At 57.0% G+C, this 16,149-nt stretch carries 12 protein-coding genes; 5 read left to right on the top strand and 7 right to left on the bottom strand.

Annotated elements, in window-relative coordinates:
* Window positions 1-8 precede the first annotated feature (8 nt).
* Genes LQ232_RS12350 through LQ232_RS12335 form a run of 4 tightly spaced genes read left to right on the top strand, consistent with a single transcriptional unit; the run spans window position 9 to window position 4,495 of the window.
* Window positions 9-1,124, top strand: coding sequence for a glycosyltransferase family 1 protein (locus LQ232_RS12350; RefSeq protein ID WP_230180610.1), 1,116 nt, complete (start codon window positions 9-11; stop codon window positions 1,122-1,124).
* Window positions 1,121-2,191, top strand: a complete 1,071-nt coding sequence (locus LQ232_RS12345; protein WP_230180609.1) for a glycosyltransferase family A protein — start codon at window positions 1,121-1,123, stop codon at window positions 2,189-2,191. The genes LQ232_RS12350 and LQ232_RS12345 overlap by 4 nt, the downstream gene beginning before the upstream one ends.
* Complete coding sequence (locus LQ232_RS12340) at window positions 2,188-3,234, top strand: glycosyltransferase (RefSeq protein ID WP_230180608.1); 1,047 nt, start codon at window positions 2,188-2,190, stop codon at window positions 3,232-3,234. Before LQ232_RS12345 ends, LQ232_RS12340 begins: the two co-directional genes overlap by 4 nt.
* A 4-nt stretch (window positions 3,235-3,238) precedes the next feature.
* The gene (locus tag LQ232_RS12335) at window positions 3,239-4,495 is read left to right on the top strand and encodes a lipopolysaccharide biosynthesis protein (protein WP_230180607.1); all 1,257 of its coding nucleotides are present in this window, start codon (window positions 3,239-3,241) and stop codon (window positions 4,493-4,495) included.
* Window positions 4,496-4,513: 18 nt separating this feature from the next.
* Here the strand turns inward: LQ232_RS12335 and LQ232_RS12330 are convergent, their stop codons facing one another.
* Complete coding sequence (locus LQ232_RS12330; RefSeq protein ID WP_230180606.1) at window positions 4,514-5,569, bottom strand: acyltransferase family protein; 1,056 nt, start codon at window positions 5,567-5,569, stop codon at window positions 4,514-4,516.
* Between the two features lie 144 nt (window positions 5,570-5,713).
* Window positions 5,714-6,913 (bottom strand): acyltransferase, encoded by a 1,200-nt coding sequence (locus LQ232_RS12325; RefSeq protein ID WP_230180605.1) that lies wholly within the window; start codon window positions 6,911-6,913, stop codon window positions 5,714-5,716.
* Between the two features lie 319 nt (window positions 6,914-7,232).
* Here LQ232_RS12325 and LQ232_RS12320 point away from each other — a divergent pair, with 319 nt between their 5' ends.
* Window positions 7,233-9,272 (top strand): cellulase family glycosylhydrolase, encoded by a 2,040-nt coding sequence (locus LQ232_RS12320; RefSeq protein WP_230180604.1) that lies wholly within the window; start codon window positions 7,233-7,235, stop codon window positions 9,270-9,272.
* Here LQ232_RS12320 and LQ232_RS12315 read toward each other — a convergent pair.
* The 5 genes from LQ232_RS12315 to LQ232_RS12295 all read right to left on the bottom strand — a co-directional run bounded on the left by LQ232_RS12315 (window position 9,262) and on the right by LQ232_RS12295 (window position 16,133).
* A complete protein-coding gene (locus LQ232_RS12315) occupies window positions 9,262-10,677 on the bottom strand; it encodes a hypothetical protein (protein ID WP_230180603.1) in 1,416 nt (471 codons plus the stop codon). The two genes, LQ232_RS12320 and LQ232_RS12315, sit on opposite strands and share 11 nt — an antisense overlap.
* 2 nt (window positions 10,678-10,679) lie before the next feature.
* Window positions 10,680-12,017: a hypothetical protein gene (locus tag LQ232_RS12310; RefSeq protein ID WP_230180602.1), complete on the bottom strand. Its 1,338-nt coding sequence runs from the start codon at window positions 12,015-12,017 to the stop codon at window positions 10,680-10,682.
* 69 nt (window positions 12,018-12,086) lie between these two features.
* Entirely contained in the window at window positions 12,087-12,953 is an 867-nt protein-coding gene (locus tag LQ232_RS12305; protein ID WP_230180601.1) for a polysaccharide biosynthesis tyrosine autokinase, read from the bottom strand.
* A 16-nt stretch (window positions 12,954-12,969) separates the two neighbouring features.
* Complete coding sequence (gene epsF, locus LQ232_RS12300; protein ID WP_230180600.1) at window positions 12,970-14,385, bottom strand: chain length determinant protein EpsF; 1,416 nt, start codon at window positions 14,383-14,385, stop codon at window positions 12,970-12,972.
* Window positions 14,386-14,597: 212 nt separating this feature from the next.
* Window positions 14,598-16,133: a glyoxal oxidase gene (locus LQ232_RS12295; protein WP_230180599.1), complete on the bottom strand. Its 1,536-nt coding sequence runs from the start codon at window positions 16,131-16,133 to the stop codon at window positions 14,598-14,600.
* Between the last annotated feature and the right edge of the window lie 16 nt (window positions 16,134-16,149).

The raw sequence follows: 16,149 nt of genomic DNA, 5'->3' as shown, positions 1-16,149 counted from the left end.
CACTGAAATTGGCAGCTCACTCCAAGCCACCCCTGTTCATCAACGGTCGATTTCTGGGCCAGGGCGTCACGGGCATCCAGCGTTATGCGCGCGAAACGCTGGCCTGCATGGATGACCAGTTGGCGCCCGGCGGGGCTTATCGCAACTTTGCTCCAGTCACGATTCTGGCCCCCCAAGGCACACCCGATCCGGGCTTACGCCACATCCGTTTTCAACACGTGGGCCGGCTTTCAGGACATGCCTGGGAGCAGACCGAACTGGCTTGGCATGCCCGCCGTGGCCTGCTCTTCACCTTCGCATTCGCCGGCCCGTTGCTGCACCGCTGGCAAGTCACCACAGTCCACGATGCGGGTGTCGTGAGGGTGCCCGAGGCGTACACGGCCAAGTTTCGGCTTTGGTACAACTTCATGGTTCGCTCGCTCGTCAAGCACTCGCCGTTGACCGTGGCCGTCTCTCAGTTCAGCAAACAAGAAGCCATCGCGTGCTTTGGCGCCAAGGCCGAGCGCATTGGCGTGACCACCGAGGGCTGGCAACACCTGGACAAAATCCTGGCGGACGACACCATCCTCGACAAGCACCAATTGCGCGGGCAGCCTTTTGTGCTGGCGGTCAGCAGCGCCAATCCCAATAAAAACTTCGGCAGCATCGTCAAAGCCTTGTCGTTGTTGGGCTCTAAAGCGCCCAGGTGCGTGGTGGCCGGCGCCACCAACTCGGCGGTCTTCCAACAAACCACCGAAACATCCGAGCACATGGTGAAGCTGGGGTACGTGAGCGATGGCGAACTCAAGGCCCTTTATCAGAACGCCTCGTGCTTCGTGTTCCCATCCTTCTACGAAGGCTTTGGCATTCCACCTTTGGAGGCCATGGCCAGTGGATGCCCCGTCATCGCCTCAACCGCCGATGCGGTCAAGGAAACATGTGGGGATGCCGCCCTTTATTTTGACCCGCACCGTCCTGAGCAACTCGCTCAAAGATTGACCGATTTTTTCAAGGACCCTGCGCTGGCACCAGCCATGGCCCAAGCAGGCAGGGCGCGCGCCGCGCAGTACTCGTGGCAGCGTTCAGCCACCCTCAACCTGGACTTGCTTCAAGCGGTCCTGAGCCAGCGTGGTCGCCCAGCATGAGCCCTCAACCGTCTGTCCTCGAAGCCTTGTCGGCGCCACGCATCTCGGTGGTGGTGTGCAACTACAACTATGAGCGCTATGTCAGGCAGACCATCGACTCGGTGCTGCAGCAAAGCTATCCGCCTCTGGAAGTGATCGTGGTAGACGATGGCTCCACCGACAACTCGCTGGACATCATTCGCCAATACGAAGCCCGTGGCATCAAGGTGATCGCCAAGGCCAATGGGGGCCAGATATCAGCCTACAACGCCGGCTTTGAACAGACCAGCGGCGATGTGGTGCTCTTTCTGGATTCGGATGACGCCCTGCTGCCCGAGGCCCTGGCGAACATCGCCCACCAGTTTGGCGCAGGGGTCGCCAAGGTCCATTTCAAGCTCGAACTCATCGGTCCCAATGGCGAAAAGGTGGGCGCCACCATTCCCAATGAATTGGCACAAGGTGACGTGGCCACGGCCTTCCTCAAGCATGGCGTGCCCCACTCTTCACCGCCGGCTTCTGGCAACGCCTATCGCCGCAGCGTGCTGACCCGTATCTTTCCGCTGCCCGCCGACGAGCAAGATCGCCATGGTGCGGATTTCTTCTGCATCTTTGGCTCCACCCTGTTTGGCACCGTGGCCGCTTGCGAGGGCATCCTGGGGCTGTACCGCATTCACCGCATGCCCGGCAAAGACAGCTCGTTCACCTTTGGCAATGCGGCCAAAGGCCTGTCATTGGACAAACGGCTGCAAGCGCGCATTGAGCGCTTTGGACGGTGGATGACCGAACGCAGCCAGGGCACCATCCAGTCCCCCACCACTCTGCTTGATTTTTCGAACGAGAAATCCGCCTATGCCATCACAGCCTTGGCTGGCAATGGTTGGTGGGCAGACAAGAAGGCGACCTTGCCACGCTTGCCCCGGTTGCTGCGCTCCATCGCGGTCCGAAACGATTACAGCCTGCTCAAGAAAGCCGGCCTGTTTGCATGGGCCGGCGTGGTGCTGCTGGCGCCCCGAGGCGTGGCCACCAAAGCCGCCCGCTATGTGTGTGATCCTGGCAGCCGAGGTTCCGCCCCAGGGGCGGCTCCATGACCAGAACAGCGTTTGTCTCACCCTTCACCAACACCACCAACCGCTACATCGACCTGCAAAAACGGCTGCTCAGCGACTGCGGTTTTGCCGTCAAGCCATTGAGCATCAAATCGGTCTTGACCGGTCAGGCTTGGGGGCTTTTCAAGCCTGGCAATGTGATGGCGTTCCATTGGCTTGAAACACGGCCCTTTGTTTGGAAGGGCGCCTCACCTCGTTTGGCCCTGAAAGGCAGCGTGGAGTTCTTGTTCTACCTGCTGCTCATGGCCGTCGCTCGGGCCAAGGTGGTTTACTTTGTGCACAACCATGCCGTGCACGACACCACAGGCTGGCACAAGAAGCTGTCCATTCGCTTGATCCGCCTGCTCAGGTCCATGGCCGATGTCCGCGTGGTCCATGACCCCAGCCACGCTGAACCGTACAGCGCTGTCTACCTGCCGCACCCCCTTTACTGGGATGATGGCCAGGCTGCAATAACACACGCCCCCCAGCCCGTGGCAAGCGTGCCTAGGCCACCCCAATTTGGCATGCTGGGGGCGGTCAGGCCCTATAAGAACATCCATGCCATCCTGGAGATCTGGCCGCCAGGCCTGCCTTTGGTCATCCGTGGGCGCGCCAGTGATGACTACGCTGCGAAATTGAAAGAGATCATCACGCGACGACAGTTGGCGCCACAGGTGGTTTTTCAGTCCGGCTACATGAGCGATGCAGACTTCGCGGCCAGCCTGGCCTCGCTTGACGTCTTGATCTTGGCCCACATCAACGACTCCATGCTGGTCAGTGGTGCCTTCTTTGAAGCGGTGGGCCAAGTCCCGGCGATTTGGGCACGCGAAAGCCCATTTATCCATTGGGTAGCCAGCGAACTGCCCAGCACCGTACCGTTCAAGGACGACGAGGAGTTGGTCGCTCGCGCCACTGCCTTGAAAGCCATCGCTCCCAGCAAATCGGATCAAGGCTTGACCGCCATTCGGCTCTTTGGCTGGAAAGAGTGTGTCAGGTCTTATTCCGCTGTGTTGAATCCAGCCCCAGGTAGAAATCAAAAATAACCCGATGGCTTCGCTCAACAAACATTTGATATCTGCCTATGCCGGGTATTTCTTCAGATACGTTTATCTGATTGTTCTCATCCCTTTTTACGCACGCGTTCTGGGCCCGGAGTCGTACGGCATTGTGCTGGCCGCGATGTCGGTGCAAAGCATTGTGTGGACGATACAAGGATGGGGGTTTTCATACACCGGCGCACGTAATTTTGCAGGCCTGAAAACCGATGAAGAACGCAATCGAGAATTCAGCCGACATCTGACTGGACGTTTTTTACTCGTTCCGCTGGCCATCGGTGTGGGCATTGCCTTCATTGCCGGATCACCTTTGCTGAGCAAGCACTTGGCCATTGCCAGTCTGGCGGTGTTTTGCGGCGTGGTGGCAGGCTTCAATCTAGGCTGGTACTTTCAGGGGCGATTGAATTTCACCACCCCGGTATTGATTGAAATCACCGGCTTTGTGATCACCTTGAGCATGGTACTGCTGATGGTGCGAGGCAGCAGCGATTCAATTTATGTGATGGTGGCCTTGGCCACGTCATCGGCATTGACCAGTTTCATCGCGTATTTCATTGTCGGGAAATCGCAAAGCTTTCAACCCTCCAATGTCACAGAAGGCTGGCGCCTGATCAGGCAATCCACACCGCTTTTCATCACGGGCGGCACCTACGCCTTGATGACCAACATTGGCACGTATTCGCTGGCGGCATTCTCCACACCAGACCAAGTGGCCTATTTTGGCACCGCTGAAAAAGTCATCACCACCGGGCTGAGCTTGCTGGTGCCAGCCGGCCAAGTGCTCCTGTCGTGGTTCTCAAAGATGCTTCAGGAGCATGGAAACGCCCAAGAGGTGTTTCGTCAGCAGCTGAAAGCCGTCAAATGGGTTTGCTTGGCGGGAGGCATGGCCACGCTGGCCTCACTGACAATTGCGCCACCGCTTCTGAACTTGGTGCTGGGCGCAAAATTTGAGCATGCCTCCACCATTCTGATGGTCATGGCCCCGATCTTTTTGCTGGCAGCGTTCAATAACGCCATTTCTGTCTACGTCTTCTTCCCAAGGCGGCTGGAAAGACAGGTCAGTGCCATCAATGTGGCCACCACCAGCTTTGGCATCTGTTTGACGGCTGCAGGGGCTTGGTACAACGGCGCGATTGGTGCCGCTGGTGGGCGTGTGCTGGCCGAGTTGATTGCATCGGTCGCTTTGTTCACTTTCTACAGGTACAAGCGGGAACTGTTCAAGGAAAGCGGCAACAACCAACATCCTTGACGACGCTCAGTCGACCCGTCAAAGCACTTGCAAAGCCACCTTGGGAGAAAGCCTGGCCTTCAGCGAGAGGAACTCAGGCGGTTGTAATAAATATTTCAGCCGCGTTTTTTTCATGAAACTCGTCAAAGCGAGTGAGCCGAAAACCCCGAAGAACATACCTAGCGCCAGATAAACAGGCACGGATTGGACGTTCAGGAATTTATCGAGAACGATGCGAACGGTGGCCACAAAAAGTATATGAACCAAATAGATGTCCATGGACCTTGAGCCCAAATTGAGCAGCCAATCCAGGCCGGAACTGGGCAGGGAATAGCAAATGGCCAGCATCAATGCCAACGAGCTGATGCCCAACCAGAACACATTGGGAGTGATGGATCTTGTGCTGCCAGTACTGACGCCCATGACCATGTGCGCAAAATACTCCAGCGCAAAAAGGGCGCAGGTTGCCACTACCAATGTTCCCCAAGACCCAACCTGGGTCTTGGGGAAGCGGTCGGCCAAAAAGACGCCTAATGCAAAATAAACCAAACTCATGCTGAACTCTCGCAAGCAGAATATGGCCGGAAGGTAGGGGTAGGCGAGCAACAGGCCAATACTGAAAGCCACTAAGGCGATTGGTGCTCGAGCTACTCCGAGCAGTTTGATTAGGATCTCAACCGAGATAAAAGCCATGAGCAGCGCATACAAAAACCAGAATATACCTTTCGGGCTCCACAGAAGGTGCATCAAATCATAGGGTGATGTGCTTCCGTTGCGCACACCGTTTCCCAATATCTCAAATGTGCCAATGATCAATGACCATATGAGATAAGGGTAAAAGATCCCATCAAATTTACCAGCGAGCTCGTTCATGCCATGGCGCTTTTTTATATTTGCGCCATAAAGCAAACCAGAAGCCATGAAAAAAGCCGGCATTGAAATAATAGTGCAAGCACTGCTAATAGCTTGTATAACGTGCTCGTCCACGCCCTTCAGTAGCCCCGAGCCTTGAAGTCCTCGCAACAAATGGGCGAATACCACAATTAAAATGCCGATTCCCTTGGCGTAATCAAGCGCCACGTTTCTCGTCTTCATACTGTACTCAGAATTTAAGCCAATTGGGGCAAAGCAAGCTTAGCATATGACAACCAAGGCAACACCCCCCAACTTAGGGTTCTCCCACCGGTCAGCGATGGCGAACCCGCTATTTGCGCGGCCAACCATCAGCTAGCTGTTGAATCAGTCAGGCACCGCATTTCTTCTTCTCAAAATATCAGCAAGCACACGCCCCATTTTCTGCGAAGGCAATTCGGCCCACCGGTACGCGAGCGCGGCAACCACCAATGACATAGCGACACCCAGCAACGCTGCATTTAAAACTTGGAAATTGTCGCTCAAGTGCCTTACCATGAAAAACAAGACGAGAGGATGAAATAGGTAAAGGCTATATGAGACCTTGCCGAGCCACTGCAATGGCTGGTGCAACAGCAAGGCCTCAATCTTTGGGCTGGTAATGGCCATGATGACCACCAGAGCCACACTTGGTAAAATCATCCAGTGGGTCAAAATCATGGGGAATTTTGCAAAAACTCCACCAAGATCTCTAATTTGGGGCGGGTAGGTGTAGCTGACAATGATCAAAGCCAATAAAGCAAATCTGGCTATGTTTGACCGCGCTTGGTACCAACGAGCAATCGCAGCAAGGTGCAGCGCAATCAACCCACCCACCACAAAAAACAACACATAGTGGCCCGTCAGCGCCCAATTGGCCAAAGGTAAATAGCCTTGCGACTTTGCAAAATAATGCAAAGCTACACAGGTCAAGCTGACAGCGCCATAGATGCTAAGTGCCTTTGACGGCCCCCACCGCAACAAGGTCATGTAGATCAATGGGAAAAGCAGGGAGATGCGCATTTCATAGACCAGAGTCCACGCTACAAAGTTGTAATGGGGCTCAAATGCTCCCAATAGCAAGACATGATCAATCACATCCTTGCCTGACAAAGGATGACCAGTTATTTTGCTGACCCATCCGCTTACATGCTCCCCAGTTGGCCACCCGAGCGTCGCAATGAAAACAACACTCAGGGCAATCGCCAATAGATACGGCGGCCAAATGCGCGCTACTCTTTTGACGGCGTACCCGACATAACCATCACGGCTATTTTGAAGCATTTTTGTCAAAGCGAAGCCGGACAATACAAAAAATAACAAAACTGCTGGCAAACCAATCAATATGCCACCCAAGGGGGTGAGCATGAAATAAGCCAATGCTTTATTCAAGCCATCTATATTGCCAGCAGGATCGGAGGCCATGACCGACGAGAAGTGCGACAACACAACTGCCAGTGCCGCCACTCCGCGAATGGCATCAAGCTGGTGAAAACGAGGCTGTTTTACTGACACCGCAGCAGCGCTAATTTGTGAGGTAGCGACCATTATCACAATCTTGAAACATTAAGGGATAGTACTAGGATTGGGCCTTACCCACTATATAAACCGTATTTACGCTCTCAAAAAATTGTAACGGGCAGATACAAATTTGCCAGGCACCACTTTTGTGCTTTTGCAAGATCTTCCCTAAGCGTGTCATTTTTACCTGTGCAATCGTTCACGTGCAAAGACCGCTCCACTTGCCTGATACGATATGTATATGGTTACAGGTTTGATCGCACGCTGACCGCCAACTTCATAAGATCAGGCTTCAGATCGATTTGATCAAATTTTTTCCTGAAATCGTAGTTTGTCTGGGTTTTATATGAAGCTGTTGTTTGGATATGGCGTGCTTGGCGCCCTGTTGATCACCTTGCAAGGTTGCGGCGGCGGCGGCGGCGATGCCACTAGCACCACAGGCGGCACAACGACGGTACCTGTCTCTACGGTTCCGACCACAACCCCCACGGCGCCCGCGCCAACATCGCCAACGACGGTCAACGTTGAAAGTTCAACCTACCTGGCTGCTGTGTCCAGCGTCAGTAGCCTGACCGTCGGCACCCAATTGGAAACTTTTGACACCTCGGGCAGCCTCGGGGGCGGGGTCACAGGTTGGTTGTATGAACCAGGCAGCGAGTTTCCAGGGGCCCGAGGCGGCCTGACGCTGGTCTCCGGCGAGAAGACGCCCAGCTTGGCGGGCAACTTGGCTGTGGATCTCAACTGCGGCGGGACCACCTACCAATTGGCGCTACCAAGTGGTTGCGGCAAGTATGTCGCCATGAGCCGCAAGCTCGGCTCTCTGTTCAGCACTGCGACGCCCGACACCGCCATGATCAGCATGGATGTGCAAACCAGCCAGCCTCTGCTGGGCACCGGTTTGCGCGTAGTGGATGGCAGTGGCCAAGTGCTGCAATACAAATTCACGGCTCGCAACCTGGAAACAGCCGCTGGTGGCACCTGGGCTCGCGTCATGGTGCCAGTGGGCTCATCGACGACTTATTGGGCAGGCGCCAATGACGGCCAATTACACAGCGGTATCACGGCGATGTCTGTCACGGCCACGACGCCCACCCTGGCCACGCCAGCCGGCAATCTGAAAGTCGACAATGTCAGGCTGGTCGACTCCGGTGCCAGCAACCTGGCGTTGTCCAGGCAGTCCGCCTTGCTGACCAATGGCGTGCTGCCCACGGTTGCTGGACGCTTCGCCGTCGCATCTCACTTTTGGCAGTTGTCCGACAAAGAGCTCAGCCAAGCCGCCAGCGTGGGCATCTCTGTGGTCCGGATCGGTTTCGATTGGCCGACCGTGCAGTCGGGTGGTACTTTCAACTTCAGCCACTACGACAACATCCTGAACCAGTTGGCCAAGCATGGCATGAAGGCCGTCGTCATCCTCGCCTATGGTCACCCTGACTATGGTGGCGGCGCGCCCGTGACCTCGACCAGCCGCGCAGCCTTTGCGGAGTTCGCTCGCCAATCCGCGCTATTCGCCAGGGGCCGCAATGTCATTGCGTTTGAAGTGTGGAACGAACCAGACAACAACAATTTCTGGGCTGGCAGCGATCCTGAAGCCTATGCACAGTTGCTCGGCGTCACTCGCCAAGCCATCAAGGGTGCCGATTCCACTCGCAAGGTGATCAATGGAGGCCCCTCCTGGGTCAACCTGCCGTACATCCTCAAATTGGCCAAAACCGGCCAGTTGAACAGCCTGGATGGTTTTGCGATTCACCCTTATCGCCCATGGGCTCCAGAAACCTTTGCGGCAGACGTTGCGCCCCTGAAAGCCGTGCTGAGCTCCCAAGGCATCACCAACCCATCCATTTGGGCCACCGAATGGGGTTACGCATCGGTGGGCTTGTTTGACACCGCCGTTTATGGCAACGGGCATGACCCCCGTGCCAGAGCACGGCAGGCCGTGATGGTGTTGCGCAGCGTGCTGACACAGACCGCCTTGAACCTGCCTTTGATGACGATCTACGAGTTGTCAGACTCAGGTCTGGATCCCAACAATGGCGAGCACAACTTTGGCCTGCTCACCAAGGCCGCAGACCCCAAGCCCGCTTTCAATGCCCTGCAAACGCTGTACAGCTTCACCAAGACACGGAACTACGTTGGTCTCGTCAAAGACGTGCCCGCCAATGTGCATGCCATGCGCTGGGACAGCAGCACCGATTCGGTGTTCGCTGTGTGGGTTGATTCGACTGACGTGCCGCTGACCTTGACCGTGCCGAAATCGGCCACCGTGACCTCATGGTCGGGTGCCGCTGTCACGACCACGGCCACCAGCAATCCGGCCACGGCTCAACTGAAGTTGACCGAAGCCACCGGGCCCGTGTTCGTTCGTTACTCGGTCACCGTCACGCAGTGATCGCAGGCTGGTTCTGACCAGCCTTGCCAGACGATTTCTCAGGTGCCGCATTGATCGCCCACGATTGATGCGGCACAACCGCTGCAGCGGCCAGGATGTAGAACACAACGCCCAGGTCGTAGACCACAGCCGACACACAGGCGGCCACCAAACTGGCCAAGACCGCATGACGCGCACCCAGCACCACCGCAGCGTCTAATGCGGGCATCTGTGCACGGCCACGGCCCATCAGCACGGACCATAAGAACAGGCCAAAAAACAGCACGCCAATCCAGCCCAGGTTGGACAAAAGCACCAGCGCAAAGCTAGAAGCACGGTTGCTGCCCAGCCCCGTACCCAGGCCGAACGAGTCGAAAAAGTTGTCATAGGCTCGGGCATTCATGGCGAACCGCACAGAGGCAGAGTCAGAGGTGACCTTCTTGCCGATCACCACGCCGAAATAGTCGGTCACAGCCTCAAGCACCGCAGGCACGAACAGCATCACCGCCACGGCACCAATCACGCCCAGCACCGCCATCCAGATGTACAGGCGGTATTTGCCGATGTCTCCGTGTTGCATGAAGTAGGCAACGGAATAGGTGAAGGCCATGGCAAAACAGATCGACAAACCCACGTAGGCCGTGCCAGATGTTGAGATCAACAACAGCCCAAGGTTGGCGATGGACAGTGGCGCCGACCACCTGGTGTAGACCTTGTTGATCCACAAGGTGTGGGTGAAGGCAAGCAAGGTCAAGGTGAACTGCGAGAAAGCCGAGGTCTCTGCAAAGGTGCCGGAAATTCTCATCAACCCAGCCACCTCGCCGCCCATCAACTTGTAATTGGCGTTTTTGATGAACGCGAGGATGGGCGGCGCCCCCAGGTGGTACTGGGCCAGGTCCAGCAAAGCCGCCACGATGTTCAAACCAGCCACCCACAGCATCGCCTTGGCCAGCACGGGGTAGGCGCCGGGCCTTTGCAGGGTGACCCGCATGGTCACGAACGCGAACAAGCCCAAAACGGCATACATGGCCTGCGTGATGTTCATGGACACCGGAGCGATGACCATCAAACCAAACTCCCCAGAGTCACGGTCCATTGAATTCACCATGAACTGCCCCTGGAAGAACCGAGGCATGACCACAGCGGAGATGGCGGCCCAGATCGTGAGGAGCAGCAGCCAGAAGCCGGGTTTCAGGAACGACATGGGTTCGAGGAAGCCCGTGACCCCTTCCTTGCGAAGCACACGCCAGGCTGCGAAGAGCTGCACCATCACGGCGGGTGTGATGTTGGCACCGCCCAAGGCCGTGGCATATGCGGCGGCCGTGGCGCCAAACAGGGTGGCAATGATCGCCAGGTAGACCATGCCGTTGGTTGACACAACCAGCGCCAACAACAGGATCAATATGCCAAATATCGAGGGGACCATGTTTACTGAACCAGGTCGTCAGACCAAAGAGGATTGTCGTTGGCGCCGATGCTCAGGTAGATGGGCTCCAGTCCCACCGGCAGGCTCTTCAGGTTTTTGAGGTCGATCTCCTTGCCCTGCAGATCAACGGCCTTTTTAACCGCCCACCGGCCATCCAGCTTGAATGTGCGGGGCTTGTTGTCTGCACTCCAAAGGGCCACCTTGCGGGTGTCGGCACCGGTGAACAGGTAGGCCTGCACACCCTGTGTTGGTTGGCCCTTGCCAGCAATCTGCTTGGTCAGGACGAGGTCGCCCAGCTCTGCGGACATGGTGCGGAATGCCTGGTAGGCGGGGCGACGAGTGCCATTGTTGGCGATCAGGCCCCAGTTGCCATCCACTGAATCTTGTGCACTGAACCAGCAGAGCACCTCTACCCCCGCCGCCGCAGAGGCGATGAATGAGCGGGGTAGAAACGCGGCAACCATGTGTTCGTCGACGGGACCATTGGGGCTCTTCGTTCCAATGGCCCATCCCCATTCCGTGATCCAGACCTCGAGTTTCTTGCCAAGCTTCTTCACGCCTTGCTCCCGCAGGCGGCGCACCGCCGACAAGAAGGAGCGATCTCGGTCAACCAGTTGAAACGGCAGCGCCCAGCCTGTTTTTTCGTAGGCTGCAGCCACCTCGGGCCCAGGAGCACTTTGGCCCGAATAAGGATGAATGCCCAGGCCATCCAACGATTTGGGCAATCCTTCTTCCAGGAACCAGTAGTGCGCCACCCAGACGTCTTCACTGTCGATGATCTTGACGGTGGCGTCTTGAGCTTTGACCTGCTCGGTGACCTCGCGGACCATGGAGACGTAATGCTTGACCCAGGGCGATGGCGGTTTGCCGTTCCACTGCCCACCCACCATTTTCCCGATGACGAAGTTGTGGGGCTCGTTCCAGACCTGGAGCACAAATTTGACGCCGGCCTTTTTGAGCAGGCCAGACACGTGCACGGCGTAGCGCCCATAAGCCTCAGGATCAATCGGGGCCAGGGGGTTTTCCTTGGTGGCCGGGTAGGCCTTGCCATTGGCAAAGGCCAGCACGAACACCACGCCAATCTTGTGCTCGCGGTAATAGGCCAGGCGCTGCTTGAAAGCAGCCGGGAAGTCGTTGTACTGCCCCGCCTTGGGCTCCATGTCGGGCCACAAGACAGCATCACGAACCCAGCGCACCCCCAGCTCATCCAACATGGGAAGCTGGCTCATGGGCTGGCCTTGTGAGAACTTCACCACCAGCCCGAAGGTGTTGCGAAATGGGCCATCACCCAGGCTTTGCGCATGGGCAATGGGTGCCAGGCAGGCACACAAAAATGCCATGATCACATGCACCAATTGGCGGCGGACGAGCATCCCGATGATCATGGTTTCGCCTCAACAGTTGCGGCCTTAGCCGCGGTAGTCGTTGAGCAGCACGCCGGCAAACAGCTCGCAGGTCTTCTTGAGGCTGTCGCACAAGGTTTTCATGGGCGCGACTTGCGTCACACCACCACGGCCAACCACCAGAGCTGCGCCGCACTTGGCGGCCACCACGCGCGCGTCGGCCCCGTGCACGGCGGCCGGGGTGTCCACAATGACGTAATCGAACTTGGGCAGCACGCTTTCGATCAGGTGGTCAAAGGCTTGTCCCTGGATCAGCTCCAAGGGGTTGGGCGGAATGACGCCCACCGGCAGCAGGTACAAGTTGGGCAAGGAGTCGATGGGCCTCTTGACATTCACTTCAGCCCGGCCTGATAGCACATTGCTGAGCCCCGCGGTGGATGCCTCGCCACCGAACAGCGTGTGCAAACGCGGCGTGCGCATGTCAGCATCGATGAGCAAGGTGCGCCCCGCGAGCTGGCTGAAAGCCACCGCCAAATTGGCGCTGAAAAAAGACTTGCCGTCTCCGACATCAGGACTGCAGACAGCCAGCGCCAACTTGTTCTCACGCTTGGGGTTGAAGACCGAGCCGAGCAACTGGGCACGCACATCGCGGAAGAACTCGGCGGTGGCATCAAAAGGATCGGTGGCCACCACCAGCTCGGAGGACACGCTTTCGAGCGTGCGGCCCTGGTAAGGGTATTTGAACTGTTGGGACAAGGCCCACAGCACGTCCTCGTGCTTGGCCAAGCCCAGCGCTACCGCCGCCTCGCCAAACTTGACGCCCTTTTCCTTTTGGTACTGAACGATCTGCTCAACCTGCGATGCGTCCAGGCTGTTGATGCGCGAGATGATGTCGCCAATGCTGGGATCTGTTTGTTCGCTCGTAGATGACATGGTGGTTGGGCTATGGTTATTTGCCAGTGGCGGGCAGTCGGAGCATGGCCGTGGAAGGCAGCTTGGGCGCGAACTGAATGGGCAGCGCACGCGCCCCCTTGGCCTTTGCACTGGGCATGTGGCCGATCAGGTCAGCCCCCACCAGTTCGGTCAGGTCCTGGTCACCACGGATGCGGCGGTGCTTGAGCTCTACCATCAGCACCAGGCCAATGCCCAGGAACAAGCCCACGAAGATGGCTTGCAAGGTGTAGAGGATCGGACGGGGTGAAGAGTGTCCGGCGGGTGGCGTGGCCACCTTGAGGATCGAAATGTTGGTCTGGTTGCTTTGGCTCTCGAGACTGGTCTGGCTGATGCGGGCCTGGATCGCATCAAATGCGCGCTGGGCACTTTCAACGTCTTTGACCATCAACTGAGCCTCGTCACGGATGGCCTTGAGCTTGAGCACCTTCGTGCGCTGCGCATCCAGCGCGGCCCTAGCCTGGTTTTCGCGCTGCTGACTGATCTGCAGCATCACATTGGACGACAGCCCGACGTTGCCAGATTCGGCCTTGATGCGGTTCTTGAGTTCGGCTATGCCTGCGCGCAGCTCGGTGATCTGAGGATGGCCTTCACCCAACCGCGAACTTGCCTCTTGCAGGCGCGCCTCTTGACGAGCCAGATCACCCTTCAGGGCCATGATGACGCCGCTGCCCATGCTGTCCGGGCTGTTGATGCCTGACTGGGCGCGACGGCTTTGGGCATCCGCAGTTTGAGCCTGCAAGCCCACCACCTGAGCGGACAACTCGCCGAGGCGGGCGGTTTCAACGTCAAGCCGCTCATCGGTCGCGACAATGCCTTTTTCTTGCTGATAAGCCGACAGTTTGCGCTGGGCTTCGTCCAGCTTGTCGCGGGATTGCTTGAGCTGCTCTTGGAACATCGTGCCGAACTGCCGGGCCGGCTCAACCCGCAATTCCAGGCTGGTGTCGATGTAGTTGTTGATGAACGAATTGGCCAGGACGGACGAGAAAGCCGGATCAGCGCCGGTGTAGCTCACGTTGATGACGTTGGAGTCACGGGTTGGCTTGACATCAAGCCCGTCGGAAATGAGGTTGACAATCCAGTTCTCGAACGAGCCCTGGCCGTCGGTGGCTTCACGCCAGCGCGCACGCAGGTCGGCGTTTTCGGCCATGCGAAGTGAGCGAACCACTTTCAGGCCCACACGCTCGCTTCGGATGATGTCCATCTGCGTGGCCAGGTAGTTGCCTGTCGTGACGGCCATGGTGCCATTGATGGGGTCTGGTGAACGCGAATCGATCAGAACCGACCCGGTGGCCGTGTACTTCTTGGGAAGTGCGAAGCCTGCGATCAGCGCGATGCTCACAAGCACACCCAGAACGCCTGCCAGGATCATCCAGCGGGCTCGCAAAATTGAAAGGAACTGAGAAAATTTCATCGACAGACCTTGGTCAGTTACTTCGAGCAGAGTAGTTTTGAGTCTACAGTGATTCGCTGAAGGGGTAGGCAAAGGGACAACTCAGCCCGCCGCCTGTGACGAGGCTGCAACGGGCCGAAGATACCTGCCCAAACACTGACCAGGCTGTTGGCGTTTAGTTCAGAAAATTTCTTCCCGCAGGCCCTGCGCTTGCACAGACCATGCCCGGATTCTCAGCTTGTCACCGCAGGAGCTGCCAATTTGACAACTTTGGCGATGCTGGGCACCCCATTTTTGTCAAACGCAAACAGGAAGTAATACCCCGGCGGGGCCATATTGGCACTCGTGGGGGCCGTGACCTTGTAAGCGGCGTTACCTTCCTTGGTGAAAGGCAAATCCAGGAAACGTTGGTCAAAAACCTGCACATGGGTGGATGAGCCCAGTTTGATCAAGGTCAATCGGGACACCTCAGCATCCACCTTCAATTCAAATTGGTGACCCCAGGCGATGAAATCCGGCGCACTGCCAATCACCGGTCGGCGAGCCAATTGACCACTGCCATTCTTTTCGTACAAATAAGGCGGGTAATAAATTTCTGCATTGAGGTTGTTTTCGGCCTTGGCATAACCAGCACCGCCGCCGCCCGTGAACACGGTGGCGTCAGGCAACAGCAAGGCCACCGAGTGGTAAAGCCTGTTTTTCTGAGCCACGTCGGCCATGGTGAATTTTTCTGTCACCGGATTCCAAATCATGGTCACGCGATTAGCCAATATGTGATCTTTGTCACTGTTATTGCGCAGGCCGCCACCGCTGATGAAAACACCGCCATCAGCCATCACCGTGGCGGACGCATAGTGTCGGGCCATGCCGAACCACTCCAACTTGGTGGGCACGGGCTCCTGCCCATTGATGTCAACCTTGTATGCCTCGCCATGGTTGCGCATGGAGAGGATCTTGCCCGGGGCGTACATCAGCGAGGGCACATCGACATGCCCAACCGACAACTTGGCCCCCAGTTTTTTAACGCTGCCTTTGCCTGTGACGTCCAGAGAAAAAATATCACCAGTACCGGATAATATGACCAGGTCGCCGCGCTGGGTTTGCCAGGCCCGGGGATAATCCCAGTTCTTAGAACCAAAAGCTTCATCACTGCTGGCACCCGTCAATGCACGCCAGCCTTTTTCAGGGGTGTATATCTCGGGGGTGGGCACGAAATGGGTGGGGTCAAGCCGCCCACCCAAAACCAGAACTTCACCATTCGCCAGCGTGGCCACAGTGGGATACCACCGGGGATTGGCCATGGTTTGCCCACTCGACTTCAGCTGATTGACTGCGTAACTGAAAACATTCACATCCGGCGACGACCAATTTCGCCGCCCATCAACGGTGCGATCCCCCCCCACCAGTAAAACAGTTTGGTTGGAAGGAATCAGGAGCTGTCCGCTGCAGAATATGTCGGTGCCCGTGGTATTGGGCAAAGTCAGGTGGGATTCAGGGCCCACGCCTTTTTTGGGATCCCAAATATCGTAGATTTCGAGCCCGCTTTGCCGGCCAGTGGCATCGGAGCCATAACTCAGCAAACGACCGTCTGGCAAGGTCAATACTTGCAATGGAATCAGCGGCCAGTTGACCACGGGCCCAAAATGACCACGCACATGGTACTGACCGGCGGACACCGGCATGAGCCTGATAAACCACCAAGCCAGGATTACAACGACAGCGACTGAGATCGCAGCCAATAGCGACAATGTCAATCGTCGGAAATTCATGATGCGGGACACACTC

Source organism: Aquabacterium sp. CECT 9606 (assembly GCF_918741295.1).
GTDB lineage: Bacteria > Pseudomonadota > Gammaproteobacteria > Burkholderiales > Burkholderiaceae_C > Aquabacterium.
This window is presented reverse-complemented; position numbering and strand designations above follow the sequence as displayed.

Excerpts from the sequence above, each read along its gene's own strand:
- LQ232_RS12345 (WP_230180609.1), top strand. The coding sequence starts at position 1,121 with ATGAGCCCTCAACCGTCTGTCCTCGAAGCCTTGTCGGCGCCACGCATC.
- LQ232_RS12340 (WP_230180608.1), top strand. The coding sequence starts at position 2,188 with ATGACCAGAACAGCGTTTGTCTCACCCTTCACCAACACCACCAACCGC.
- LQ232_RS12335 (WP_230180607.1), top strand. The coding sequence starts at position 3,239 with ATGGCTTCGCTCAACAAACATTTGATATCTGCCTATGCCGGGTATTTC.
- LQ232_RS12330 (WP_230180606.1), bottom strand. The coding sequence starts at position 5,569 with ATGAAGACGAGAAACGTGGCGCTTGATTACGCCAAGGGAATCGGCATT.
- LQ232_RS12325 (WP_230180605.1), bottom strand. The coding sequence starts at position 6,913 with ATGGTCGCTACCTCACAAATTAGCGCTGCTGCGGTGTCAGTAAAACAG.
- LQ232_RS12320 (WP_230180604.1), top strand. The coding sequence starts at position 7,233 with ATGAAGCTGTTGTTTGGATATGGCGTGCTTGGCGCCCTGTTGATCACC.
- LQ232_RS12315 (WP_230180603.1), bottom strand. The coding sequence starts at position 10,677 with ATGGTCCCCTCGATATTTGGCATATTGATCCTGTTGTTGGCGCTGGTT.
- LQ232_RS12310 (WP_230180602.1), bottom strand. The coding sequence starts at position 12,017 with ATGGCATTTTTGTGTGCCTGCCTGGCACCCATTGCCCATGCGCAAAGC.
- LQ232_RS12305 (WP_230180601.1), bottom strand. The coding sequence starts at position 12,953 with ATGTCATCTACGAGCGAACAAACAGATCCCAGCATTGGCGACATCATC.
- epsF (WP_230180600.1), bottom strand. The coding sequence starts at position 14,385 with ATGAAATTTTCTCAGTTCCTTTCAATTTTGCGAGCCCGCTGGATGATC.
- LQ232_RS12295 (WP_230180599.1), bottom strand. The coding sequence starts at position 16,133 with ATGAATTTCCGACGATTGACATTGTCGCTATTGGCTGCGATCTCAGTC.